At 68.0% G+C, this 24,145-nt stretch carries 19 protein-coding genes and 3 rRNA genes; 5 read left to right on the plus strand and 17 right to left on the minus strand.

All coding sequences use genetic code 11. The annotated features are described in order from the left end of the window. Nucleotides 1-74 precede the first annotated feature (74 nt). The gene (locus GLX30_RS15965; RefSeq protein ID WP_159688930.1) at nt 75-350 is read right to left on the minus strand and encodes a glutaredoxin family protein; all 276 of its coding nucleotides are present in this window, start codon (nt 348-350) and stop codon (nt 75-77) included. Nucleotides 351-454: 104 nt separating this feature from the next. Between GLX30_RS15965 and GLX30_RS15970 the strand changes: the two genes are divergently transcribed. The 3 genes from GLX30_RS15970 to GLX30_RS15980 all read left to right on the plus strand — a co-directional run bounded on the left by GLX30_RS15970 (nt 455) and on the right by GLX30_RS15980 (nt 4,087). Further along, nucleotides 455-1,396: an HAD-IB family hydrolase gene (locus GLX30_RS15970; protein WP_159688933.1), complete on the plus strand. Its 942-nt coding sequence runs from the start codon at nt 455-457 to the stop codon at nt 1,394-1,396. Nucleotides 1,397-1,771: 375 nt separating this feature from the next. Beyond that, nucleotides 1,772-2,620, plus strand: a complete 849-nt coding sequence (locus GLX30_RS15975) for an ECF subfamily RNA polymerase sigma factor, BldN family (protein WP_159688937.1) — start codon at nt 1,772-1,774, stop codon at nt 2,618-2,620. 270 nt (nt 2,621-2,890) lie between these two features. Further along, nucleotides 2,891-4,087, plus strand: coding sequence for a DUF5667 domain-containing protein (locus tag GLX30_RS15980; protein WP_159688940.1), 1,197 nt, complete (start codon nt 2,891-2,893; stop codon nt 4,085-4,087). A gap of 95 nt (nt 4,088-4,182) precedes the next feature. On the opposite strand, the gene GLX30_RS15985 is transcribed toward GLX30_RS15980, so the two are convergent. The 11 genes from GLX30_RS15985 to GLX30_RS16035 form a co-directional block, all read right to left on the minus strand. Further along, nucleotides 4,183-5,358, minus strand: coding sequence for a lysophospholipid acyltransferase family protein (locus GLX30_RS15985; RefSeq protein WP_159688943.1), 1,176 nt, complete (start codon nt 5,356-5,358; stop codon nt 4,183-4,185). A gap of 15 nt (nt 5,359-5,373) precedes the next feature. Beyond that, complete coding sequence (locus GLX30_RS15990) at nt 5,374-6,477, minus strand: NAD-dependent epimerase/dehydratase family protein (RefSeq protein ID WP_244258171.1); 1,104 nt, start codon at nt 6,475-6,477, stop codon at nt 5,374-5,376. Between the two features lie 198 nt (nt 6,478-6,675). Further along, nucleotides 6,676-6,774: an AURKAIP1/COX24 domain-containing protein gene (locus GLX30_RS15995; protein ID WP_003948845.1), complete on the minus strand. Its 99-nt coding sequence runs from the start codon at nt 6,772-6,774 to the stop codon at nt 6,676-6,678. Between the two features lie 122 nt (nt 6,775-6,896). Further along, nucleotides 6,897-7,109 (minus strand): helix-turn-helix domain-containing protein, encoded by a 213-nt coding sequence (locus GLX30_RS16000; RefSeq protein ID WP_014046653.1) that lies wholly within the window; start codon nt 7,107-7,109, stop codon nt 6,897-6,899. Between the two features lie 128 nt (nt 7,110-7,237). Continuing rightward, nucleotides 7,238-8,041: a phosphatase gene (locus GLX30_RS16005; RefSeq protein WP_159688946.1), complete on the minus strand. Its 804-nt coding sequence runs from the start codon at nt 8,039-8,041 to the stop codon at nt 7,238-7,240. Between the two features lie 97 nt (nt 8,042-8,138). Continuing rightward, nucleotides 8,139-9,317 (minus strand): acetoin utilization protein AcuC, encoded by a 1,179-nt coding sequence (locus GLX30_RS16010; protein WP_159688950.1) that lies wholly within the window; start codon nt 9,315-9,317, stop codon nt 8,139-8,141. After that, nucleotides 9,268-10,506, minus strand: coding sequence for an MFS transporter (locus GLX30_RS16015; protein WP_159688953.1), 1,239 nt, complete (start codon nt 10,504-10,506; stop codon nt 9,268-9,270). Before GLX30_RS16015 ends, GLX30_RS16010 begins: the two co-directional genes overlap by 50 nt. Before the next feature lie 114 nt (nt 10,507-10,620). Then, the gene (locus GLX30_RS16020; RefSeq protein ID WP_159688956.1) at nt 10,621-11,265 is read right to left on the minus strand and encodes an HAD family hydrolase; all 645 of its coding nucleotides are present in this window, start codon (nt 11,263-11,265) and stop codon (nt 10,621-10,623) included. A 73-nt stretch (nt 11,266-11,338) separates the two neighbouring features. Then, nucleotides 11,339-11,455, minus strand: a 5S ribosomal RNA gene (gene rrf / locus GLX30_RS16025). Nucleotides 11,456-11,550: 95 nt separating this feature from the next. Further along, a 23S ribosomal RNA gene (locus GLX30_RS16030) occupies nt 11,551-14,673 on the minus strand. 286 nt (nt 14,674-14,959) lie between these two features. Continuing rightward, nucleotides 14,960-16,487 (minus strand): 16S ribosomal RNA (locus tag GLX30_RS16035). The 16S, 23S and 5S rRNA genes sit together here, the layout of an rRNA operon. A gap of 828 nt (nt 16,488-17,315) precedes the next feature. Between GLX30_RS16035 and trpS the strand changes: the two genes are divergently transcribed. Then, complete coding sequence (trpS, locus tag GLX30_RS16040; RefSeq protein ID WP_159688959.1) at nt 17,316-18,314, plus strand: tryptophan--tRNA ligase; 999 nt, start codon at nt 17,316-17,318, stop codon at nt 18,312-18,314. A gap of 33 nt (nt 18,315-18,347) precedes the next feature. Here the strand turns inward: trpS and proC are convergent, their stop codons facing one another. From proC to GLX30_RS16065, 5 genes are all read right to left on the minus strand, one after another. Next, nucleotides 18,348-19,157 carry a pyrroline-5-carboxylate reductase gene (gene proC / locus GLX30_RS16045; protein WP_159688962.1) on the minus strand — a complete coding sequence of 270 codons (810 nt, stop codon included), beginning with the start codon at nt 19,155-19,157 and terminating at the stop codon, nt 18,348-18,350. Nucleotides 19,158-19,268: 111 nt separating this feature from the next. Beyond that, nucleotides 19,269-20,054: an ABC transporter permease gene (locus GLX30_RS16050; protein WP_159688965.1), complete on the minus strand. Its 786-nt coding sequence runs from the start codon at nt 20,052-20,054 to the stop codon at nt 19,269-19,271. Further along, nucleotides 20,051-20,818, minus strand: a complete 768-nt coding sequence (locus GLX30_RS16055; protein ID WP_159688968.1) for an ABC transporter ATP-binding protein — start codon at nt 20,816-20,818, stop codon at nt 20,051-20,053. Before GLX30_RS16055 ends, GLX30_RS16050 begins: the two co-directional genes overlap by 4 nt. A gap of 98 nt (nt 20,819-20,916) precedes the next feature. Next, nucleotides 20,917-21,432 (minus strand): hypothetical protein, encoded by a 516-nt coding sequence (locus GLX30_RS16060; protein WP_159688973.1) that lies wholly within the window; start codon nt 21,430-21,432, stop codon nt 20,917-20,919. Nucleotides 21,433-21,465: 33 nt separating this feature from the next. After that, nucleotides 21,466-21,720, minus strand: coding sequence for a peptidase (locus tag GLX30_RS16065; protein ID WP_229835135.1), 255 nt, complete (start codon nt 21,718-21,720; stop codon nt 21,466-21,468). A gap of 214 nt (nt 21,721-21,934) precedes the next feature. Between GLX30_RS16065 and GLX30_RS16070 the strand changes: the two genes are divergently transcribed. Further along, nucleotides 21,935-24,121, plus strand: a complete 2,187-nt coding sequence (locus GLX30_RS16070; RefSeq protein ID WP_159695068.1) for a serine/threonine-protein kinase — start codon at nt 21,935-21,937, stop codon at nt 24,119-24,121. Nucleotides 24,122-24,145 lie beyond the last annotated feature (24 nt).

The following is a 24,145-nucleotide window of genomic DNA, read 5'->3' on the forward strand; positions in this document are numbered from 1 at the left end:
GCCTACTGTGCACTGCGCCCACCGCCTGCCGATAGGGCCGCGACGGCGCGCCGTGGACTTCCGTGGACGCTGGACTATCCGGCCAGCGCGCGCCGGAGCCGGGCCGCGTCCACCTTCCAGAAGGTGTGCTGCTCGCCGTCGATGAGCACCACCGGGATCTGCTCCCAGTACGCGCGGTGCAGCTCCTCGTCCTTGTTGATGTCCTTCTCCTCCCAGGGGACGCCCGCCTCGGCACACACCTGCTCGACCACCGCGCGCGCATCGTCACAGAGATGACATCCGGGCTTCCCGACAAGGGTCACCACGTGCTCCCCGGGGTTCTTCTTCGTACGGCGCAGCAGTGGACTCATGGGCCCATTCTCGCCGGTCCTCTTAACAACGCGGTTGCGGACTGTTCACGCCGACGCATCCCGGCGCGTCGGGAAGTACCGAACCGACTGGCTATGCTCACGACATGGCCGCACTGGGATGGCTCACCCCGCGCAGGCGCTCCGCCACGGCACGCAGCGTGCTCGCCGGCGAAGCCGCAGCCGAGGCAGCACGGAAGTCCTCGCAGACGATCGAGGCGCTCGAGGCACAGGACGTCACCGCCCCTGCCCTGGAACCGGTGTTCCCCGTCGCGGGCGACGAGCGCGCCGCCGCCTTCTTCGACCTCGACAACACGGTCATGCAGGGCGCCGCGATCTTCCACTTCGGCCGCGGGCTCTACAAACGCAAGTTCTTCCAGCGCCGGGAACTGGCGAGGTTCGCCTGGCAGCAGGCGTGGTTCCGGCTCGCGGGCGTCGAGGATCCCGAGCACATGCAGGACGCCCGCGACAGTGCCCTCTCCATCGTCAAGGGCCACCGCGTCTCCGAGCTCATGAGCATCGGTGAGGAGATCTACGACGAGTACATGGCCGACCGCATCTGGCCGGGCACCCGGGCGCTCGCCCAAGCGCACCTCGACGCGGGCCAGAAGGTATGGCTGGTCACGGCTGCGCCCGTGGAGACCGCGACGATCATCGCCCGCCGCCTCGGTCTGACCGGCGCGCTCGGCACCGTCGCCGAGTCCATCGACGGCGTCTACACGGGCAAGCTCGTCGGCGAACCGCTGCACGGCCCGGCGAAGGCGGAGGCGGTACGCGCGCTGGCCGCGGCAGAGGGTCTGGAGCTGTCCCGCTGCGCGGCGTACAGCGACAGCCACAACGACATCCCCATGCTGTCCCTCGTCGGCCACCCTTACGCGATCAACCCGGACACCAAGCTGCGCAAGCACGCCCGGCAGCGGGACTGGCGGCTGCGCGACTACCGCACCGGCCGCAAGGCGGCCAAGGTCGGCATCCCCGCGGCGGCAGGGGTGGGCGCCCTGGCGGGCGGCACCGCCGCCGCGGTGGCGCTGCACCGCCGCCGCCGCTGACGCGCGGCCCTTCACCGACGGCCGACGGCCGTCGCACGCTTCCGAACATGCGCTCCCCGCGCGTGTCGGCGGCCAATCCACGGGTGTTACCCCTCCGGCCCCCGGCCAGTCCTCTTGTCGCGGCCCGGCCACAACCCACCGCCCGATAAGACAGATCACGACGCAATTCGATCAACAAGTGCTCACAATGTGCGACCAGTTGCGACGCATAGACGTAACAGAAGCGACGGAAACGACGATTTGAGCAACTGGGTGTAGCGCTGCCTGTACGAAGCGTTATTCTCCTCAGACGCATGACGGACCACCCCACCAGTCATCACGACGGGTGAACGGTCCCGCACTGCTCGTGATGGAAGCTCTGCCTCTGGGAGTCCCGTGTACCCACACGTCGGGGTTGACGCCTCGGGCCTGGCTACGCTGCGCGCAGCGGTCCTCGACCACTTGCGCGGCCTTGTCCCCGCCGCGTACACCGTCCCCGCATTCGCCACCGCCGGCCTCGCCGCCGGCGGCCCGGCCGCACCCTGCTACGCCCTGACCGACGGCCTGCAGAAGGGTCCCGCGCGCAGCGCCGTCGACGAGGGGCGGCGGTCGGCCGACGGACGGGCCGCGGGCAGAAGGGCGGGCCGGGGCAGCTCGGGCGCCCACGCCGCCACCCGCCGGCCCACCGCCGACAGCGACAGCGCCCGCATGATGGAACTGGTCGAGCGCGCCCAGGCCGGCGAGGCCGAGGCCTTCGGCCGGCTCTACGACCAGTACAGCGACACCGTCTACCGCTACATCTACTACCGCGTCGGCGGGAAGGCCACGGCGGAGGACCTCACCAGTGAGACCTTCCTGCGCGCCCTGCGCCGCATCTCCACCTTCACCTGGCAGGGCCGGGACTTCGGCGCCTGGCTCGTCACGATCGCCCGCAATCTGGTCGCCGACCACTTCAAATCGAGCCGATTCCGCCTGGAAGTGACCACCGGCGAGATGCTCGACGCCAACGAGGTCGAGCGCAGCCCGGAGGACTCCGTCCTGGAGTCCCTCTCCAACGCCGCCCTGCTCGAAGCCGTCCGCAAGCTCAATCCCCAGCAGCAGGAGTGCGTCACCCTCCGCTTCCTGCAAGGCCTGTCCGTCGCGGAGACGGCCAGGGCGATGGGCAAGAACGAGGGCGCGATCAAGACCCTTCAGTACCGGGCGGTCCGCACCCTCGCCCGGCTGCTGCCCGACGACGCACGCTGAGCCGCTCTCCCTGCGACAGACCCCCACCGTCCCCACTCTCCCCCATGGCCCCCGCCCCCAACTGACAATCGGTGACGCCTCGATGACGCACTGGTCCGATCATCTTTCGCGCGTAACCCAAGTGCCGCGACGCTCGTTGTGCGGAATGCAGGCTCCCTCTGGACGTGCCATGCCCGCAGCCACTCACTCGTTCGTGTGGATGTACTCAAGGTATGCAACCCTCCAGACCCTCAGGGGAGTCGATCGTCATGACGAGAGGAGGTGCCGCCAGTGATCGCGAACGTTTCGGCGCACCGGCGGGCGAACGCCTTCGCCCAGGCCTTGGAAGACCAGGCGGCCGTACAGCCCGACGAATCGGTCGAGTCCGTCGAACCGCCCGAGCACGAACGGCTGTTGACCCTGGCCCACGGTCTCGGCGAACTGCCGAAGCCGCAGCTTGACCCCGAGGTCAAGGTGGTGCAGCGGGCCCAACTCGTGGCGGCGATGGAATCGCTGCTGCAGGAGGGCAGAGGGGGTGCGTCCGCGGGCCCTACGGTGCCCGAGCAGCGGACCTCCGGCCGCGGCGCGCACCGGGCGTCCCCGCTCCGGAAATTGCGACCGCGTTCCCGCTGGTCGAAGGGGCTCGCCGCGGGCGGGCTGACCGTCGGTGTGGCGGCCGGAGCGTTCGGCGGAGTGGCCGCTGCAAGTTCCGACGCCCTCCCCGGTGACTCGCTGTACGGGCTGAAGCGCGGCATGGAGGACTTCAAGCTCGGCCTCGCGGACGGTGACTCCGACCGCGGTGAGCTCTACCTCGATCAGGCGTCGACCCGCCTGAGCGAGGCCCGCCGGCTGATGGAGCGGGACCGCGGCGGCGCCCTGGACCACGAGTCCCTGAGCGAGGTCCGCCGCACGCTCAACGGCATGCGGCACGACGTCACCGAAGGCCACCGCCTGCTCAGCGCCGCGTACCAGCGCGACGGGTCGCTCGCTCCGATGGCCGCGCTCAATTCCTTCTCCCGCTCGCACCGCGGCACATGGGACGGACTGCGCGACCGGCTGCCCGCCCAGCTGACCGACGTCGGCGACGACGTCGACTCCGCCTTCGACGCCATAGACGAACAGGTCGGCCCGCTCGAGTCGATGCTGCCCCGCACCCCGGAGCAGCACCGCGACTCCCAGGGCCCGGGCACCTCACAGGACTCGGGGCGCACCGCCGCCCCGGACCGTACGGCGCCGAGCTCCCCCGGCACCGACGGCGGGCACAGTGGCGGGGACACCCGGCCCAGCCCGTCCGGCTCCACCTCCGGTTCGCCCGGCGACGGCCTGCTCGGCGGCAACACCGGTGGTCTCCTCGACCCGCCGCAGGGGTCGGCGAGCCCCTCCCCGTCCGGCAAGGGCTCGGAGCCGCCGCAGCCGGACATCACCATCCCGCCGCTGCTGCCGGGCATCCTCCCGGGCCTCGGCTTCGAGGCCGAGGACGACGGCTGACGACCGGCGGGAACACCGCGCGCAGCTGAGGGGTGGGTCCACGTCGGGACCCACCCCTCACTGGTGTCCACGGCGCTGCGGCAGCGCCGGCTCGGCTAGAAGAAGACCGAGCGGCGCTGCACCAGCAGTTTGTAGAGCGTGTGCTGGATCTGCTCCCGCACCTGGTCCGTCAGGTTGAACATCAGCATCGGGTCCTCCGCCGCCTCCGGCGGGTAGCCGTCCGTCGCGATCGGCTCCCCGAACTGGATCGTCCACTTCGTCGGCAGCGGCACCGCCCCCAGCGGTCCGAGCCACGGGAACGTCGGCGTGATCGGAAAGTACGGGAAGCCCAGCAGCCGGGCCAGCGTCTTCGCGTTGCCGATCATCGGGTAGATCTCCTCCGCCCCGACGATCGAGCACGGCACGATCGGCACGCCCGCCCGCAGCGCCGTGGAGACGAAACCGCCCCGGCCGAAACGCTGAAGCTTGTAGCGCTCACTGAACGGCTTGCCGATGCCCTTGAAGCCCTCCGGCATCACACCGACGACCTCGCCGCGCTGGAGCAGCCGTTCCGCGTCCTCCCCGCACGCGAGGGTGTGACCGGCCTTCCGGGCCAGCTCGTTGACCACCGGCAGCATGAACACCAGATCCGCGGCCAGCAGCCGCAGATGGCGGTCCGCGGGATGGTTGTCGTGCACGGCGACCTGAAGCATCAACCCGTCCAGCGGCACGGTGCCCGAGTGGTTCGCCACCACCAGCGCCCCGCCCTCCGACGGGATGTTCTCGATGCCCTTGACCTCGACGCGGAAGTACTTCTGGTACATCGGCCGCAGCATCGACATCAGGACCTGGTCGGTGAGCTCGGCGTCGTAACCGAACTCGTCGACCTCGTAGTCGCCGGTGATGCGTCGCCGCAGGAACGCCAGCCCGCCGGCGATCCTCCGGTCCCAGCCGCTGTCCGCCGTCCCCGGCGTCTCCCCGGCACCCGTCACGGGGGCGCCGGGAGCCCTCCCGTCCTGCGCGGAGTCATCGGCGCCACCCGCGTCACCGGAAGGGCCGGAAGCCGCGGCAAGGGCACCCCGGACCGGCTCGGCAGCGGCTGCCGGAACGGCGTCGGGCCCCGTACCGCCCTCACCGGTCTGCGGGCCCGGCAGGGGGCTCAGCGCGGCGTCCCGCACCGCCGCATCCGCCTTGCGCCGGCCGCCGGACGCGGGGCGCCGCCGTGCCGGGCGCTGCGCGCCGCCGCCGCGCGACCGGTCGTCGTCGAACGGAATGACCTTGGCGTCCGCCATCGTCGCCTGCGCTCCTTATCCGGGCTGTCCGCTGTGCGTCGTCTGGGTGACCGCTCGCCCGCCGTCCGCGACGGGCACCCCGTCGCGGGCGTCGATCGACAGGGCCTCCGCGACCCGGTCCACCGCCTCGGCGAGCGTCTCCGGCGGCAGCAGCCCCGGGCCACGGCTGCGCGCGAAGTCCGCGAACGTCTCCGCGGTCGTGTACTTCGGGAGGAAACCCAGCGTCTCCCGCATCTGAACGGTGCTCACCACCCGTCCGTGCGTGAGCAGCCGGATCTGCTCGGGCGCGAAGTCGGTGAACCCGACCGTCCGCAGCGCCGAGCCCACCCAGGTGACCGCCGGCAGCAGCAGCGGCATCGTCGGCCGCCCGAGCCTCCGCGAGCACTGCGACAGCGTCAGTACACCGTCACCCGCGATGTTGAAGGTGCCGCTGTTGAGCGTGCCGCGGCGCGGCTCGTGCAGGGCGATCCGCAGCACGTCGATCACGTCGTCCTCGTGGACGAACTGCAACCGGGGGTCGTAGCCGAAGACGGTCGGCATCACCGGCAGCGAGAAGAACTCGGCGAGCGGCGAGTCCGCGCAAGGTCCGAGGATGTTGGCGAAGCGCAGCACACACACCGCCACGTCGGGCCGGCGGCGGGCGAAGCCTCGTACGTATCCCTCGACCTCGACGGCGTCCTTGGCGAAGCCACCGCTCGGCAGCGACTTGGGCGGGGTGGTCTCCGTGAAGACCGCCGGGTCGCGGGGGGCGGAGCCGTACACGCTCGTACTCGATTTGATCACCAGCCGCTTGACGGTCGGTGACTTCTGGCAGGCACCGAGCAGCTGCATGGTGCCGATGACGTTGGTCTCCTTGACGGCCGCACGGCCGCCGGCGCCCAGCGGCGTCCCGGTGACGTCCAGATGGACCACCGTGTCCACGGCGTGTTCGGCGAGGACCCTCGCGATCGCGGGCCTGCGGATGTCGGCACGCACGAACTCGGCCCCGCCCAGATGGTGTCCGGGCCCCTCGGCGTCGACCCCGATCACCCGGTCGACCTCGGGATCCCGCTGGATCCGCCGTACGAGACGGCCGCCGAGCTGCCGGGCCACTCCGGTGACGAGCACGACCTTGCCCAAGATCAGCGCCTTCCCTAGCTCCTGGCGTCACCGTAGCGCGTCACTGTTGCGCTGTGATGACCGCACGACCGACTTTTGCCACGTCGTGTCCACCACTGCTCCACCTGGGCTCCGTACGGTGCCCGTCCCGGACCCGGACAGCACCTCGGCCCCTCCACCGGACTGGTGGAGGGGCCGAGAGACACGCTCAGCTGCCGCTTACTTCTTGTTGCGACGCTGAACGCGGGTGCGCTTGAGCAGCTTGCGGTGCTTCTTCTTGGCCATCCGCTTACGCCGCTTCTTGATAACAGAGCCCACGACTACCCTCGCTCACTTCTCTTCACTCGGTGCGGGGCGTCTGGGCCCACACGACCTACGTCGGCCTAGCCTACCTGCCGCCGAGTGAGGGACGTAATCCGAGGGCGGTCGCCCCTCCTCCGTCACGCGGATTCCACCCCCACGAAGGATTCGCGGAGATACTCGTGAACCGCTTGCTCCGGTACCCGGAAGGACCTCCCCACCCGGATCGCCGGCAGATGACCGCTGTGCACCAAGCGGTACACGGTCATCTTCGACACCCGCATCACCGAGGCGACTTCCGCCACGGTAAGAAACTTGACCTCGTTGAGAGGCCTCTCGCTGCCAGCAGCCATGACCCACCTGTACCTTCCGCACCCGACGCGCACCGGCTTCCCCTCCGGTGACTCTTCGTCGCTGTGCGCTCACTGCCCAGACTAGGGGCGGGTGATGCGAGTGGGGAAGAGGAGCAGCGATCGGCCGTTTACTGTGACAGACACGCCCGATTGAGCACATAGCGCGTCAACGGCCGGTAGTAATCGGACCGTACGGCGTCATCAAGCGGAACGGCGACGGATACCTGCCCCTCCGCCTCACCGACGAACAGCGCCGGATCGTCCGTGTCGGCCAGTCCGATGGCCTCGACACCCAGTTGACCTGCTCCGCAGACCCAGCCGTGATCACCGACGACGAGGTCGGGCAGCCGCCCGCCGGCGTCCGCGGCCGCCCCCAGCGCGACCCTGACCGGCAGCGGGGAATGACTGTGGGCTCCCGCGCCTCCGGCGCCCGCCTCCCGGAGCCGCGCCACTCCCCGTACGTATTCGAGCCGGTACGTGCGTACGCCGAACCGGGTCGTTATGTCGACACATCGCCCCTGCGCGGGTGTGAGTACGGAACACCCCGCCGCCGACAGCGCGTCTGCCAGATCGGCGTAGAACCCGAGCAACCGGTGCGGATGTCCGGTGCCGAACAGCACCGCGCCGCCCTTCGCGGCCACCGCGCCCAGCCGCTCCGCGAACGCGGCGAGCCTGCCGAGGGTCAGCTCCGGGTCGATGACGTCCGCCCCGGTCACATGCTCGGGATCGGCCGATACCCCGCATCTGTCCGCCATGAGGGCGATGACGTCCCGCACGCTCCAGGCCCACCGGGGGTCCAGTCCGATGGTGACCCGCGGGTCGCGGGCGACGAACGCGCGATAGCTCCGCAGACTCGTCTCGCGGGAGGTGGCTACATCACCGGCCAGCCGGGACGCCAGCAGATGCGCCCGCAGCGCCTCGGTGCTCAACACCCTCCCGATGCTGACGCAGAGAGGCATCCCCCACGCGAAAACCCTGAACAACCCGCACAGTCGGCCTAACGGCCGCTATGCGCCGGGACGGCCTGCGTCAGGCGAGCAGCCCCCTCAGCGGGAACACCGCCCGGCGCGTCGCCAGCACGGCCTGGTCCAGGCGGTCAGCGGGGTCGTAGCCCTCTTCCCAGCCACGCCAGGCCACCGGCCACCGGCCGTCCGTCATCCGCGCCGGAGCCAACTGCCGCGTCCGCGCGTACACCTCGTCCCGCCACGACGAAGGAATCACCGATTCGGGCTCGACCGGCTGGTGCGCCGCGATCCCCACCAGGTGCGTCCACGACCGGGGAACCACGTCGACCACCGCGTAACCGCCGCCGCCGAGCGCGACCCACCGGCCGCCCTCCACATACTCGTGGGCCAGCGTGTGACACGCCTCCTGGACGGCGCGCTGCGCGTCGAGCGACACCGCCAGGTGCGCCAGCGGGTCCTCGAAGTGGGTGTCCGCCCCGTGCTGGGTCACCAGGACCTGCGGCCGGAAATCGGCCAGCAGCTCGGGCACCACCGCGTGGAACGCCCGCAGCCAGCCCTGGTCCCCCGTGCCCGCCGGGAGCGCCACGTTCACCGCGGAGCCCTCCGCGGCACCGGCCCCACCCGTCTCCTCCGGCCGGCCGGTCTGCGGGAACAGCGTCTGCGGATTCTCGTGCAGCGACACCGTCACGACCCGCGGGTCGTCCCAGAAGGCCGCCTGCACGCCGTCCCCGTGGTGGACGTCCACGTCGACGTAGGCCACCCGTTCCGCGCCGAGCTCGAGCAGCCGCGCGATGGCAAGCGACGCGTCGTTGTAGATGCAGAACCCGGAGGCGCTCCCCGGCATCGCGTGGTGCAGCCCGCCGGCGAAGTTCACCGCGTGGGCGGCCTCTCCGCGCCACACGGCCTCCGCCGCGCCGACGGACTGCCCGGCGATCAGCGCCGACGCCTCGTGCATCCCCTCGAACGCCGGGTCGTCGACCGTGCCGAGCCCGTACGACTGGTCCGCGACCTTCGGGTCGGCCGACGCCGCCCGCACCGCGTCCACGTAGTCCTCCCGGTGCACGAGCCGCAGCGTCGACGCCCCGGCCGGACTGGCGGCGACCACCCGCATCGCACGGTCCAGCCCGTAGGCCCGCACCAGCCCCATGGTCAGTGCGAGCCGCACCGGATCCATCGGATGGCCGGAACCGAAGTCATACCCGGTTACCGCCTCGTCCCACATCAGCAATCCGCGGCCGCTCATGCCCGACACCGTATCGGGCGCTCCCGTCGCCGAACGATCCGGCGTACACGAGCGTCAACAACACGAGTGCCATCGGTACGAGCATCGCCCCGCGGTAGCTCCAGGCGTCCCCCAGCGCGCCCACCAAGGGCGACCCGATGAGGAACCCGACGTAGTTGAAGACGTTCAGCCGCGCCACGGCCACATCGCTCCGGCCCTCGAACAGCCGGCCCGCCGCCGCGAAGGTCTGCGGCACGATCACGCACAGGCCGAGCCCCAGCACCGTGAATCCGGCCATGCCGGTCCACGGCCCCGGCGCGGCGGCGACCACGGCGAAGCCGGCCGCCGCCAGCACCGCCCCGTACCGGACGACGGCCACCGCCCCGAAGCGCCGCACCCCGAGGTCCCCGACGGCCCGGCCCACCAGGGTCGTCACCATGTAGGCGTTGTACGGCACGGTCGCCAGTTCCTCCGAGCTGCCGAGGACGTCCTGCAGATACTTGGCGCTCCAGTTGGAGACGGTCGAGTCGCCGATGTACGCGAAGGTCATCACCAGTGCGAGCGGCAGCAGCATCCTGAAGGCCACCCGGCCGCCGTCCCCGGCCGCGCCGTCCTTGCCGCCTTCGCCGGCCGGGTCGCTCGGGGAACGCTCCCCGCCGAAGTACCACCGGCTGCCGACCAGCGCCGCCGGCACGAGCACCACGACGACCGGGAAGTAGGAAACGACGAGCGCGAGGTCCCAGTGCGCACCCGCCCAGGCGAGCGAGGCACCGACGATCCCGCCGAGGCTGTACGCGGCATGGAAGCCGAGCATGATGCTGCGCCCGTACGCCGCCTGGAGCCCGACGCCCAGCATGTTCATCGACGCGTCGAGGGCGCCCACGGACAACCCGAACACCCCGAGCGCGACGGCCACTTGCCACATCGCGTCGCCGGCTGCCACACCGAGCAGCGCGAGCAGCACCACCGGCTGGGCCCAGCGCAGCACCGCACTCACGGGCACCCGGCGCACGATCCGCTCGGTCAGCACGCTGCCCACCCCGGCAAGGACCGGCACCGCGGCGAGGAACAGCGGCAGCAGGGCGTCGGATATCCCGTACCGCTCCTGGATGGCCGGTATTCGGGTCACGAGCAGAGCGAACGCCACACCCTGTGAGAAGAAGCTGAACGCGAGGGAGGCCCGCCCGTGGCGCAACCGCGGATCTGTCATGGCCGCACAGCGTATGCCCGCGCCCTACCGGGCGGTAGACGCGTCACACGAGGAGCCCTACGACCCACGTCACGCCAACGGCAGGCCCCGAACAGCCGGCGTCGCCGAACAGCGTCACGCGAGCAGCGCGGGCAGCTCCGCCATCGTGGCGAAGTGCCCGTCGGCGCCGGCCAGTTCGGCCGCAGGGGTCATGGCGGTGAATCCGTACACGTCCATCCCGGCCGCCAGCGCCGCCTGCACGCCGAGACGGCTGTCCTCGACGACCATGCACCGCTCGGGCGCCACCCCCATCCGCTCGGCGGCATGGAGGAACAGATCAGGTGCCGGCTTGCCCCTGCCGACGTCCTGGGCGCTGAAAACGGTCCCTTCCCTGAACCAGCGGTGCAGCCCGGTCGTGCGGTGCCCGACCCGGATGCGCTCATGACTGCCGGACGACGCGACGCAGTAGGGGACGGCATCGGCACGGAGCTTCTCCAGCACCTCGGTCACCCCGTCGACGGCCGTCAACTCCCGCTCGAACGCGGCGAATACGCGGGCGTGGAACGTGTCGTCGAAGTCCGCCGGCAGGTCCTGCCCGGTCCGCTCCCGGACGAGGTCGTGCACCCGGTGCATCGCGGAACCCATGTAGTCCCGCAGGGACTCCTCGTACGTGGTGGGGTGCCCGAGCTCGGTGAGATAGGCAGCCAGGAGGGTGTTGGACAAGGGCTCGCTGTCGACGAGCACTCCGTCGTTGTCGAAGATGACGAGGTCATAGCGCATGCGGCCGACCCTAATCGACCCCTGAACGCAGGAAAGCCCCGCACCAGAGGTGCGGGGCTTTCCCACAATGATTGTTCGGCGGCGTCCTACTCTCCCACAGGGTCCCCCCTGCAGTACCATCGGCGCTGAAAGGCTTAGCTTCCGGGTTCGGAATGTAACCGGGCGTTTCCCTAACGCAATGACCACCGAAACACTATGAAGATGTCCGAACTACCAGCCGGCAACCCCACACAGGGGTCGGGCGAGTTCGTTACTTCAGAACTAACACAGTGGACGCGAGCAACTGAGGACAAGCCCTCGGCCTATTAGTACCGGTCAACTCCACCCCTTACAGGGCTTCCATATCCGGCCTATCAACCCAGTCGTCTACTGGGAGCCTTACCCTCTCAAGGAGGTGGGAGTCCTCATCTCGAAGCAGGCTTCCCGCTTAGATGCTTTCAGCGGTTATCCTTTCCGAACGTAGCCAACCAGCCATGCCCTTGGCAGGACAACTGGCACACCAGAGGTTCGTCCGTCCCGGTCCTCTCGTACTAGGGACAGCCCTTCTCAAGACTCCTACGCGCACAGCGGATAGGGACCGAACTGTCTCACGACGTTCTAAACCCAGCTCGCGTACCGCTTTAATGGGCGAACAGCCCAACCCTTGGGACCGACTCCAGCCCCAGGATGCGACGAGCCGACATCGAGGTGCCAAACCATCCCGTCGATATGGACTCTTGGGGAAGATCAGCCTGTTATCCCCGGGGTACCTTTTATCCGTTGAGCGACGGCGCTTCCACAAGCCACCGCCGGATCACTAGTCCCGACTTTCGTCCCTGCTCGACCCGTCGGTCTCACAGTCAAGCTCCCTTGTGCACTTACACTCAACACCTGATTGCCAACCAGGCTGAGGGAACCTTTGGGCGCCTCCGTTACTCTTTAGGAGGCAACCGCCCCAGTTAAACTACCCATCAGACACTGTCCCTGATCCGGATCACGGACCCAGGTTAGACATCCAGCACGACCAGAGTGGTATTTCAACGACGACTCCACCTGAACTGGCGTCCAAGCTTCACAGTCTCCCACCTATCCTACACAAGCCGAACCGAACACCAATATCAAACTGTAGTAAAGGTCCCGGGTCTTTCCGTCCTGCTGCGCGAAACGAGCATCTTTACTCGTAGTGCAATTTCACCGGGCCTATGGTTGAGACAGTCGAGAAGTCGTTACGCCATTCGTGCAGGTCGGAACTTACCCGACAAGGAATTTCGCTACCTTAGGATGGTTATAGTTACCACCGCCGTTTACTGGCGCTTAAGTTCTCAGCTTCGCCACCCCGAAGAGTGACTAACCGGTCCCCTTAACGTTCCAGCACCGGGCAGGCGTCAGTCCGTATACATCGCCTTACGGCTTCGCACGGACCTGTGTTTTTAGTAAACAGTCGCTTCTCGCTGGTCTCTGCGGCCACCCCCAGCTCACCGAGTAAATCGGATCACCAGTGATGGCCCCCCTTCTCCCGAAGTTACGGGGGCATTTTGCCGAGTTCCTTAACCATAGTTCACCCGAACGCCTCGGTATTCTCTACCTGACCACCTGAGTCGGTTTAGGGTACGGGCCGCCATGAAACTCGCTAGAGGCTTTTCTCGACAGCATAGGATCATCCACTTCACCACAATCGGCTCGGCATCAGGTCTCAGCCTTAACGTGAGGCGGATTTGCCTACCCCACGGCCTACACCCTTACCCCGGGACAACCACCGCCCGGGCTGGACTACCTTCCTGCGTCACCCATCGCTTACCTACTACAAGTCTGGTTCGTCGGCTCCACCACTCCGACCTCGTCCGAAGACTCAGCCGGCGGCTTCACGGACTTAGCATCGCCTGATTCGATATTGGGCGTTTCAAAGCGGGTACCGGAATATCAACCGGTTGTCCATCGACTACGCCTGTCGGCCTCGCCTTAGGTCCCGACTTACCCTGGGCAGATCAGCTTGACCCAGGAACCCTTAGTCAATCGGCGCACACGTTTCTCACGTGTGTATCGCTACTCATGCCTGCATTCTCACTCGTGAACCGTCCACAACTCGCTTCCGCGGCTGCTTCACCCGGCACACGACGCTCCCCTACCCATCCCAGCGGGCGTTGGCCCTCATGCTGGAATGACACGACTTCGGCGGTACGCTTGAGCCCCGCTACATTGTCGGCGCGGAATCACTTGACCAGTGAGCTATTACGCACTCTTTCAAGGGTGGCTGCTTCTAAGCCAACCTCCTGGTTGTCTCTGCGACTCCACATCCTTTCCCACTTAGCGTACGCTTAGGGGCCTTAGTCGATGCTCTGGGCTGTTTCCCTCTCGACCATGGAGCTTATCCCCCACAGTCTCACTGCCGCGCTCTCACTTACCGGCATTCGGAGTTTGGCTAAGGTCAGTAACCCGGTAGGGCCCATCGCCTATCCAGTGCTCTACCTCCGGCAAGAAACACACGACGCTGCACCTAAATGCATTTCGGGGAGAACCAGCTATCACGGAGTTTGATTGGCCTTTCACCCCTAACCACAGGTCATCCCCCAGGTTTTCAACCCTGGTGGGTTCGGTCCTCCACGAAGTCTTACCTCCGCTTCAACCTGCCCATGGCTAGATCACTCCGCTTCGGGTCTAGAGCGTGCAACTCGATCGCCCTGTTCGGACTCGCTTTCGCTACGGCTTCCCCACACGGGTTAACCTCGCTACACACCGCTAACTCGCAGGCTCATTCTTCAAAAGGCACGCAGTCACGACTGACAGCACAAGTGCTGCCAGCGACGCTCCCACGGCTTGTAGGCACACGGTTTCAGGTACTATTTCACTCCGCTCCCGCGGTACTTTTCACCATTCCCTCACGGTACTATCCGCTATCGGTCACCAGGGAATATTTAGGCTTAGCGGGTGGTCCCGCCAGATTCACACGGGATTTCTCGGGCCCCGTGCTACTTGGGTGTCTCTCAAACGAGCCGTATGAATTTCAGCTACGGGGGTCTTACCCTCTACGCCGGACCTTTCGCATGTCCTTCGCCTATCCATACGGTTTCTGACTCGTCTCATTGCCGGCAGACAATGAAAGAGAGATCCCACAACCCCCACGACGCAACCCCTGCCGGGTATCACACGTCGTAGGTTTGGCCTCATCCGGTTTCGCTCGCCACTACTCCCGGAATCACGGTTGTTTTCTCTTCCTGAGGGTACTGAGATGTTTCACTTCCCCTCGTTCCCTCCACATGCCCTATGTGTTCAGGCATGGGTGACAGTCCATGACGACTGCCGGGTTTCCCCATTCGGAAACCCCCGGATCAAAGCCTGGTTGACGGCTCCCCGGGGACTATCGTGGCCTCCCACGTCCTTCATCGGTTCCTGGTGCCAAGGCATCCACCGTGCGCCCTTAAAAACTTGGCCACAGATGCTCGCGTCCACTGTGTAGTTCTCAAGCAACGACCAGCCACCCACCACCCCACCCTGACAGGTGAGTTCACTGGGGCCGGCATCCCGAAGGGCGAGCAACGCTCGCACCCTCAGACACCCAACAGTGTGCCCGGCAGCATCCCTTACCCGACCGCCTCGTTCCACGCTCCGAAGAGCAGTACTGGAAGCGGCAGGTGACAAGACCCTGCCGAATAATCAACGTTCCACCCATGAGCGACCGTGCGAGTCATTCGCTCGCAGTCGGCCATGTGCTCCTTAGAAAGGAGGTGATCCAGCCGCACCTTCCGGTACGGCTACCTTGTTACGACTTCGTCCCAATCGCCAGTCCCACCTTCGACAGCTCCCTCCCACAAGGGGTTGGGCCACCGGCTTCGGGTGTTACCGACTTTCGTGACGTGACGGGCGGTGTGTACAAGGCCCGGGAACGTATTCACCGCAGCAATGCTGATCTGCGATTACTAGCAACTCCGACTTCATGGGGTCGAGTTGCAGACCCCAATCCGAACTGAGACCGGCTTTTTGAGATTCGCTCCGCCTCACGGCTTCGCAGCTCTTTGTACCGGCCATTGTAGCACGTGTGCAGCCCAAGACATAAGGGGCATGATGACTTGACGTCGTCCCCACCTTCCTCCGAGTTGACCCCGGCAGTCTCCTGTGAGTCCCCATCACCCCGAAGGGCATGCTGGCAACACAGAACAAGGGTTGCGCTCGTTGCGGGACTTAACCCAACATCTCACGACACGAGCTGACGACAGCCATGCACCACCTGTATACCGACCACAAGGGGGGCACCATCTCTGATGCTTTCCGGTATATGTCAAGCCTTGGTAAGGTTCTTCGCGTTGCGTCGAATTAAGCCACATGCTCCGCTGCTTGTGCGGGCCCCCGTCAATTCCTTTGAGTTTTAGCCTTGCGGCCGTACTCCCCAGGCGGGGAACTTAATGCGTTAGCTGCGGCACCGACGACGTGGAATGTCGCCAACACCTAGTTCCCAACGTTTACGGCGTGGACTACCAGGGTATCTAATCCTGTTCGCTCCCCACGCTTTCGCTCCTCAGCGTCAGTAATGGCCCAGAGATCCGCCTTCGCCACCGGTGTTCCTCCTGATATCTGCGCATTTCACCGCTACACCAGGAATTCCGATCTCCCCTACCACACTCTAGCCTGCCCGTATCGAATGCAGACCCGGGGTTAAGCCCCGGGCTTTCACATCCGACGTGACAAGCCGCCTACGAGCTCTTTACGCCCAATAATTCCGGACAACGCTTGCGCCCTACGTATTACCGCGGCTGCTGGCACGTAGTTAGCCGGCGCTTCTTCTGCAGGTACCGTCACTTTCGCTTCTTCCCTGCTGAAAGAGGTTTACAACCCGAAGGCCGTCATCCCTCACGCGGCGTCGCTGCATCAGGCTTTCGCCCATTGTGCAATATTCCCCACTGCTGCCTCCCGTAGGAGTCTGGGCCGTGTCTCAGTCCCAGTGTGGCCGGTCGCCCTCTCAGGCCGGCTACCCGTCGTCGCCTTGGTAGGCCATCACCCCACCAACAAGCTGATAGGCCGCGGGCTCATCCTTCACCGCCGGAGCTTTCAACCGCAGACCATGCGATCCGCAGTATTATCCGGTATTAGACCCCGTTTCCAGGGCTTGTCCCAGAGTGAAGGGCAGATTGCCCACGTGTTACTCACCCGTTCGCCACTAATCCCCTCCCGAAGGAGGTTCATCGTTCGACTTGCATGTGTTAAGCACGCCGCCAGCGTTCGTCCTGAGCCAGGATCAAACTCTCCATGAATGTTTACCCGTGATCGGGTGCACATCCGAAGAGCGGAACAACCGGTCGGAATAAGACCGGTCGTTCACAGCGTCCTCGCTGTGATTGCCACCCCGCAAGCGGGATGGACTTTTTCAAAGGAACCTCGACCATCCGAAGATGGACGGGGTATCAACATATCTGGCGTTGATTTTTGGCACACTGTTGAGTTCTCAAGGAACGGACGCTTCCTTTGTACTCACCCTGTCGGGCTTTCCTCCGGGCGCTTCCCTTCGGTCTTGCGTTTCCGACTCTATCAGATCTTTCCGATCCGATTTCCTCGGTGTGCTTTCCGGCCTTTCGGCCTTCCGGCGGTTCCGACTCTATCAGACTCTTTCGGGCCTGATTCCCGGTCAGCGGGAGGTGTCTTCACGGCTGTTGGGCCGTTCCGACGAGTGAGACTTTAGCGGAATCCCCCGCCCCGAAGCGAATCGGGGCCGGCGTCCTTTCGAACGCGGATTCTTCATTTCGCAAAGGCGCACGAAAGACAGACGACACAGAATGCCGTTCATCGAAGTGGGTCTTACGGAATGGCTGTCCGGGGCCGACCGGGGTCGGTGCTCACGTCGGACAACTCGGAGAACACTACGGATGCCGGTACCCGATGTCAACCCACCCCTGAGAGCCCCCGGCGGCGTACTGTTGGGCCCATGACATCGCGCATGTGCCTCCACCAGTGGTGGGCCGCCTGACGGCGGCCGGCACCTTCGCATGCACCCACGGCCGCCGCCTCGGCGGCCGTTCGCGTATCTCCCTCCGGGAGCCCGGCCGCTGAGCGCGGCGGCTTCGATCAGGAGACGGAGAAACGGGATGAAGCGGATCTTCAGCGGGATCAAGCCGACAGGGCATCTGACCCTGGGGAACTACCTGGGCGCGCTGCGCAGGTGGGTCGAGGTGGACCAGCACCAGGCGGACGCGCTGTTCAGTGTGGTCGACCTCCACGCGCTCACGGTCGAGCACGACCCGGCACGGGTGCGCAGACTCAGCCGTCAGGCAGCGACCCTGATGCTGGCCGCCGGTCTGAACCCTGATCTGTGCACCGTCTTCGTGCAGAGCCATGTGGACGAGCACGCCCGGCTGTCGTACATCCTCGAGTGCACGGCCACCGACGGCGAGCTCCGGCGCATGATCCAGTACAAGGAGAAGAGCGTCCGGGCGCGCGCGGCCGGGCAGAGCGTGCGGCTGTCGCTGCTCACCTATCCGGCGCTGATGGCGGCGGACATCCTGGCCTACCAGGCCGACGAGGTGCCCGTGGGTGAGGACCAGACGCAGCATGTGGAGCTCACCCGCGACCTGGCGGTCCGGTTCAACCAGCGCTACGGGCACACCTTCAACGTCCCTCGGGCCACGCCCCCGCCGGTCGCGGCCCGGGTCATGGACCTTCAGGACCCCACGTCGAAGATGGGGAAGTCGCACGAGTCCGGTGCGGGCATCGTCTATCTGCTGGACGAGGCCGACGTGGTGCGCAAGAAGATCATGCGGGCGGTCACGGACAGCGGGCGTGAGGTCGAGTACGACCCCGGGACCCGGCCCGGCGTCGCGAACCTGCTCGAGATCCTCTCGGCCTGCTCGGGCGAGAGCCCCCAGGAGCTCGCCGGCGCATACGAGTCGTACGGGGCCTTGAAGAAGGACACGGCCGAGGCGGTGCTCGAGGTGTTGAGGCCGATCAGGGAGCGGCACGCCGAGCTCGCGGCCGATCCGGGTCACGTCGACGACGTGCTGAGGAAGGGTGCGGAGCGGGCCAGGGGCATGGCCCGTCCGACGGTGGACGCCGCCTACCGGGCGATCGGACTGCTGCCGGCCGCATGACGGAATGCGGAAGGAGAACCGTGGCGGGGCCGGTCAGCCGTTGCCGGAGGCCAGTTCGCGGCTGCGGTCGCGGGCGGCCTCCAGTGCGGCGATCAGGGCCGCCCGTACGCCGTGGTTCTCCAGTTCGCGGATGGCGCTGATGGTGGTGCCGGCCGGCGAGGTGACGGCTTCACGCAGTTTCACCGGGTGCTCGCCGCTGTCCCTGAGCATCACGGCCGCGCCGATGGCGGCCTGGACGATCAGGTCATGGGCCTGGGCGCGCGGAATGCCGAGCAGGATTCCCGCGTCCGTCATGGCCTCGACGAGGAAGTAGAAGTACGCCGGACCCGAGCCGGAGAGGGCGGTCGCCGCGTCCTGCTGCGACTCGGGGACGCGCAGCGTCTTGCCGACACCGCCGAAGATCTCCTCGGCGTGGGCGACGTGGTCGGCCGTGGCATGGCTGCCGGCGGAGATCACGGACATGCCCTCGTCCACGAGGACGGGGGTGTTGGGCATGACCCGGACCACGGGTGTGCCCGTGGCCAGGCGCTCCTCGATGAAGGAGGTGGTGATACCGGCCGCCGCGCTGATGACGAGACGGTCCGCGGTGATGTGCGGGCCGAGTTCGTCGAGGAGCTTGCCCATGTCCTGCGGCTTGACGGCGAGGATCAGGGTGTCGGCGCGCTTGGCGGCTTCCGCGTTGGTGACGGGCTCGACGCCGTAGCGGGTGCGCAGTTCGTCGGCGCGGTCGGTACGGCGGGTGGTGACCAGCAGGTCCGCGGGGCGCCAGCCCGCGCGGATCATGCCGCTGAGCAGTGCTTCACCGATCTTGCCCGTACCGAGGACTGCGACTGTCTGGGTCATGGCTGAAGTTCACCTCGCCGGTGGGGATACGTGCGCACATCCTTTCACCGGAGACGGGGGTGTGCCGTGGTCGTCCGAGTGTCGGTACGGGCGCCCTGCGGGTGGCGGGGGTCAGGCGGTGCGGCGGCGCAGGGTGGCGGCGCCGAGGGCGAGGACGACCAGGGCGCAGACCGCCACGACCAGGACGTCCCGCACGAAGTCGCCGGTGACGTCGGGATGGCGCAGAACCTCGCTCATGGCGTCGACGGCGTAGGACATGGGGAGCACGTCGGAGATCGCTTCGAGGACGGGCTGCATCGTGTCGCGGGGCGCGAACAGGCCGCACAGCAGCAGCTGGGGAAAGATCACGGCCGGCATGAACTGGACCGCCTGGAACTCGGAGGCGGCGAAGGCGGAGACGAACAGTCCGAGTGCCGTGCCCAGCAACGCGTCGAGCAGCGCGACGAGCAGCAGCAGCCAGGGTGAGCCGACGATGTCGAGGCCGAGGGCCCACAGGGCGAGGCCGGTGGCCAGCAGGGACTGGATCACTGCGACGAGGCCGAAGGCGAGTGCGTAGCCGGCGATCAGGTCGGTCTTGCCGAGCGGCATGGCGAGCAGTCGTTCCAGCGTGCCGGAGGTGCGTTCGCGCAGGGTGGCGATGGAGGTCACCAGGAACATGGTGATCAGCGGGAAGATGCCGAGCAGCGAGGCGCCGACGGAGTCGAACGTGCCGGGGCTGCCGTCGAACACGAACCGGAGCAGCAGGAGCATCAGGCACGGCACGAGCAGCATCAGGGCGATGGAGCGCGGGTCGTGGCGGAGCTGCCGCAGGACCCGTGCGGCGGTCGCGAGGGTGCGGGACACGGAGGGCGCGAAGGCCTGCCGCGGCAGGGTGGCGGGAGTCGGGCGGGAGCTCATCGGCGGCTCTCCTGAAAAGCGTCGGCCTCGTCGACGAGGTGGAGGAAGGCCTGTTCGACGGTTTCCGAGCGGGTGCGGACGCGCAGGTCGTCGGGGGCGTCCTCGGCGAGGATCTCCCCTTCGCGCATGAGGAGGAGGCGGTGGCAGCGTTCGGCCTCGTCCATGACGTGGGAGGAGACGAGGATCGTCGCTCCGCGTTCGCCGGCGAGGCGGTGGAAGAGGTCCCACAGGTCGCGGCGGAGGACGGGGTCGAGGCCGACGGTGGGTTCGTCGAGGACGAGCACCTCTGGGGTGCCCAGCAGGGCGACGGCGAGCGAGACGCGGCTGCGCTGGCCGCCGGAGAGCCGGCCGGCGAGCGAGTCGGCGTGGGAGGCGAGGTCGACGTCCTCGATGGCTCGCGTGACGTACTCGCGGCGGACGTCGCGGTTGCCGCGGCCCGGGAGGAGGACGGCGGCGAAGTAGTCGAGGTTCTGCCGGACGGTGAGGTCGTCGTAGACGGACGGGGCCTGGGTGACGTAGCCGATCCGCGAGCGGAGCTCGGGGGCGCCGGCGGGGCGGCCGAGGATCTCGAGGGAGCCGCCGACCTTGGCCTGAGTGCCGACGACCGCGCGCATCAGCGTCGACTTCCCGCAGCCGGACGGTCCGAGGAGGCCGGTGATACGGCCGGACAGGACCGAGAAGTCGAGGCCGCGCAGGACGGTGCGGTCTCCTCGTACCACGGTGAGGCCGCGGGCGAGGACGGCGACGCCAGAGGAATTCATCATGCGATGAATAATGCTCCCGCCGATACGGGGCCGTCAAGCATGAACGCCCGGCCGCACCCCTGAGGGGGCATGACCGGGCGTTCGGGTCGGTGTCGTCGTCAGCGGCGCTCGGGGCGGCTCTTCGTCCTTCGGGCGGCCGGGTTGCCTGAGCGGGTGCCGCGGCGCTTCTCGTACTGCCTGAGCGCCGACTCGTACTCGGCGCGGCGCAGCTTCTCGCCCGGCGCCTCAGCGAAACAGCGCAGGGCGTACGCGATGAGCGAGCCGATGAAGCCGATCGCCTTGAGGCTGCGCAGCGAGTCCTCCGCCGGGGAGCCGTCGGGCCGGCGGGAGAAGCCCTCCCAGGTCTTACGGAACGCGATGGCGCTGCACACGGCGAACATCACGACGACGAGGACGTTCACGAAGCTGCCGACCTCGGCGACGGCCAGTCCCTGGTACGAGAGGCGCAGGAGCAAGGCCGCCGCGAAGGCGGTGATCAGCGAGCCGGCGGCGACACCGGCCCGGCGCAGCCCGTACCCCCCGTCGTGGTGGACCCATGTCGTGCCGAAAAACCGGATGGGTTCGGGCTCCGGGCCGCCGCCGCTCGCCGTGGTGTTCTCGCTCTGCTCGCTCACGGGGTCGATTATCCCCGGTGCGCCGGCGGAGGGTCAGGCGCAGCGCCGGGCTACGTAGCCGTCGCTGCCGGTCTGCACGTACGCGTCCGCCACGAACTCGCCGTTGGCGATGTTGTCCCAGATGTTGCTCGTGCCGTAGGTGCCGGTGACGGTCTCGCCGGCCTTCTGGCAGTTGATCGGGACGGTCGCGCCGTACGGCAGGATCCGGACCAGCCGGTAGTTCGTCCCCGGCCCGCTGCGCACATTGAGTCGTACGCCGGGGGCGACCGGGTAGCGCTTCACCGTCATGGTGCCGATCGATTCCGCCTCGATCGCGTCCGCCTCCGCAGCCGCGTTCCCGGCCACTACGTTCTGAGCCTCTTCAAGAGCCATCGGACTTCCCCCCGTTGACGTCGACGATTGGCATGCGCCGCGCGCAGGCTAGCAAGCCATGGCTGGATCGCACGCATCATCGACTAGGCTCCGTGCGTCGCGCGTGCGCACCATCAGACGGGGGTGGGAGATGCCACCGCTACGCAGCACCGGGCCGTTCCCGGAAGCGGAGCATCCGGAGTATGCAGGGCAGTACCGCCTCGAGGCGGTACTGGGCAACGGAGGGATGGGCGTCGTCCATCTGGCCACCTCCGCCTCGGGTCTGCGGCTCGCGGTCAAGGTCATCCACGCAGAGCACGCCCAGGACCCGGAGTTCAGGGCGCGTTTCCGGCAGGAGGTCGCCGCCGCCCGACGGGTCAGCGGGGCTTTCACGGCGCCGGTCGTCGACGCCGACCCGGATGCCGGCAGGCCCTGGATGGCCACCCTCTTCATCGACGGCCCGACACTCGCGGACCGGGTGAAGCGGAACGGCCCGCTGAGTCCGGCGGAGCTCGTCAGGGCGGGCGCCGGGCTCGCGGAGGCGCTGCGGGACATCCACCGGGCCGGCGTGGTGCACCGTGATCTCAAACCCAGCAACGTGCTACTGGCCGCGGATGGGCCGAAAGTCATCGACTTCGGCATCTCGCGTCCCACCGACAGCGATCTGCGCACCGAGACCGGAAAGCTGATCGGCACACCGCCGTTCATGGCGCCCGAGCAGTTCCAGCGGCCGCGCGAGGTCGGGCCGGCAGCGGATGTGTTCGCGCTGGGCGCGGTGCTGGTCCACGCGGCGACCGGGCGCGGACCGTTCGACTCCGACAGCCCGTACATCGTGGCGTACCAGGTCGTGCACAACGAGCCGGACCTGACGGGTGTGCCGGAGCAGCTCGTCCCGCTGGTGGCGCGCTGTCTGGCGAAGGACCCGCAGGCGAGGCCGACGCCGTACGAGCTGATGGTGGCGCTGCGGGCGTCCTCGCCGTCCTCCGCGTACGACACCCAGGCCTACATACCGGCGCAGCGCGATCCCGCTCCCTGTGAGAGCCCTGTTTCTGCGGCCCCGCCGGAACCGTCCGCCGCCGCGAAGCCGGCTGCGGACGCACCGGCCACCGCTTCCCCCGCACGCCGGGGCGGAAGGCGCTGGGCCGTCGCCGCGGCAGCGTTCGCCGTGCTGGCCGCCGGCACCGCCGCCGTCGTCGCCCTGGGCGACGGCACCCCCGCCGGCGACCGCACCACGCCCGCCGCCGAACAGCGCTTCCGCCCGTGGAACGTCCCGCTGCGGGACGGCGCCGTCTCCGGCGTCCCGGTCTGCACGGCCGACGGCGGTGACGCCCTCTATTGCGCCGCCCCCGGCGTCGGGACCGCCCGGCTCGACCCGGCCGACGGCACGACGGTCTGGACGGCCAAGGACCGGGCGGCCGGGGGCGCCGCCGCGCAGAGCGACGAGGGCCTGGTGCCCCACCCCGCCGGCGGGCTGCTGCATGTGGTGACGCCCGACGGTGACCGCTATCAGGCGCTCGACCCGGAGACGGGCGAGGTGCGCCGGGAGCTGGACGCGTCCGGTCATCCGACCCTGCGAGCCGTCGGTGACACCGTCCTGCTGGTGTCGGACGCCGGCACGGTGCGGGCGATCGACGCGACGACCGGCGAGGAGCGCTGGCAGGAGCGGCACGGCGGGCCCGGTACACAGTGGCTGTCCGACCCGGGCGGCGACGGTCCGGCACTCGCCGCCACCCCGTCGGCCGACGGGACCTCGACCCTCGTCAGCGCCGTCGCTCCGATGAGCGGCGAACTGCTCTGGACCGAACGCCTGCCGGGTTCGCTGACGCCGGTACAGCTCTCCGGCGGCATGCTGTATCTCCTCTCGGCCGGCCCCGACGGCTTCACCGGCGCGATCGTCACGCTCGACACCGCGACCGGCGGCCGGGCCGTGCGCAGCATCCCCCTGACGGTCCCGGTCGACCAGGCGCAGGCGACGGTCGCGGGGAGGACCGTCTACATCTCCGGTTCCGGCGGCTCGCTCTCGGCGGTGGACACTGCCCGGCCGGGTCCCGGTGCCGACGGCCCCGAGCTGTGGCGCCTGGAGACCGGGGTCGCCCACCTCTCGCGCCCGGTCACCGACGGACGGGCGGTCTACCTGTCCGCCGCCGACGGGCGGCTGCTCGCCGTCGACGCGCGGCTCGGCAGGATCACCGGCCAGACGGGACTGCGGATGTCCGACGACGGTTCGACCTTCTCGGCGCTGCTGCCCGCACCCGTCGCCGCGCACGGGAAGGTGTACGCCAGCGCCCCGGACGGCTCGGTCTTCGCCGTGGACGCGAAGGACCCGGCGCGCTGGTGAGCGCACCGGGTCCCCAAGCAGTCG

This window comes from Streptomyces sp. Tu 2975, from assembly GCF_009832925.1.
Taxonomy (GTDB): domain Bacteria; phylum Actinomycetota; class Actinomycetes; order Streptomycetales; family Streptomycetaceae; genus Streptomyces.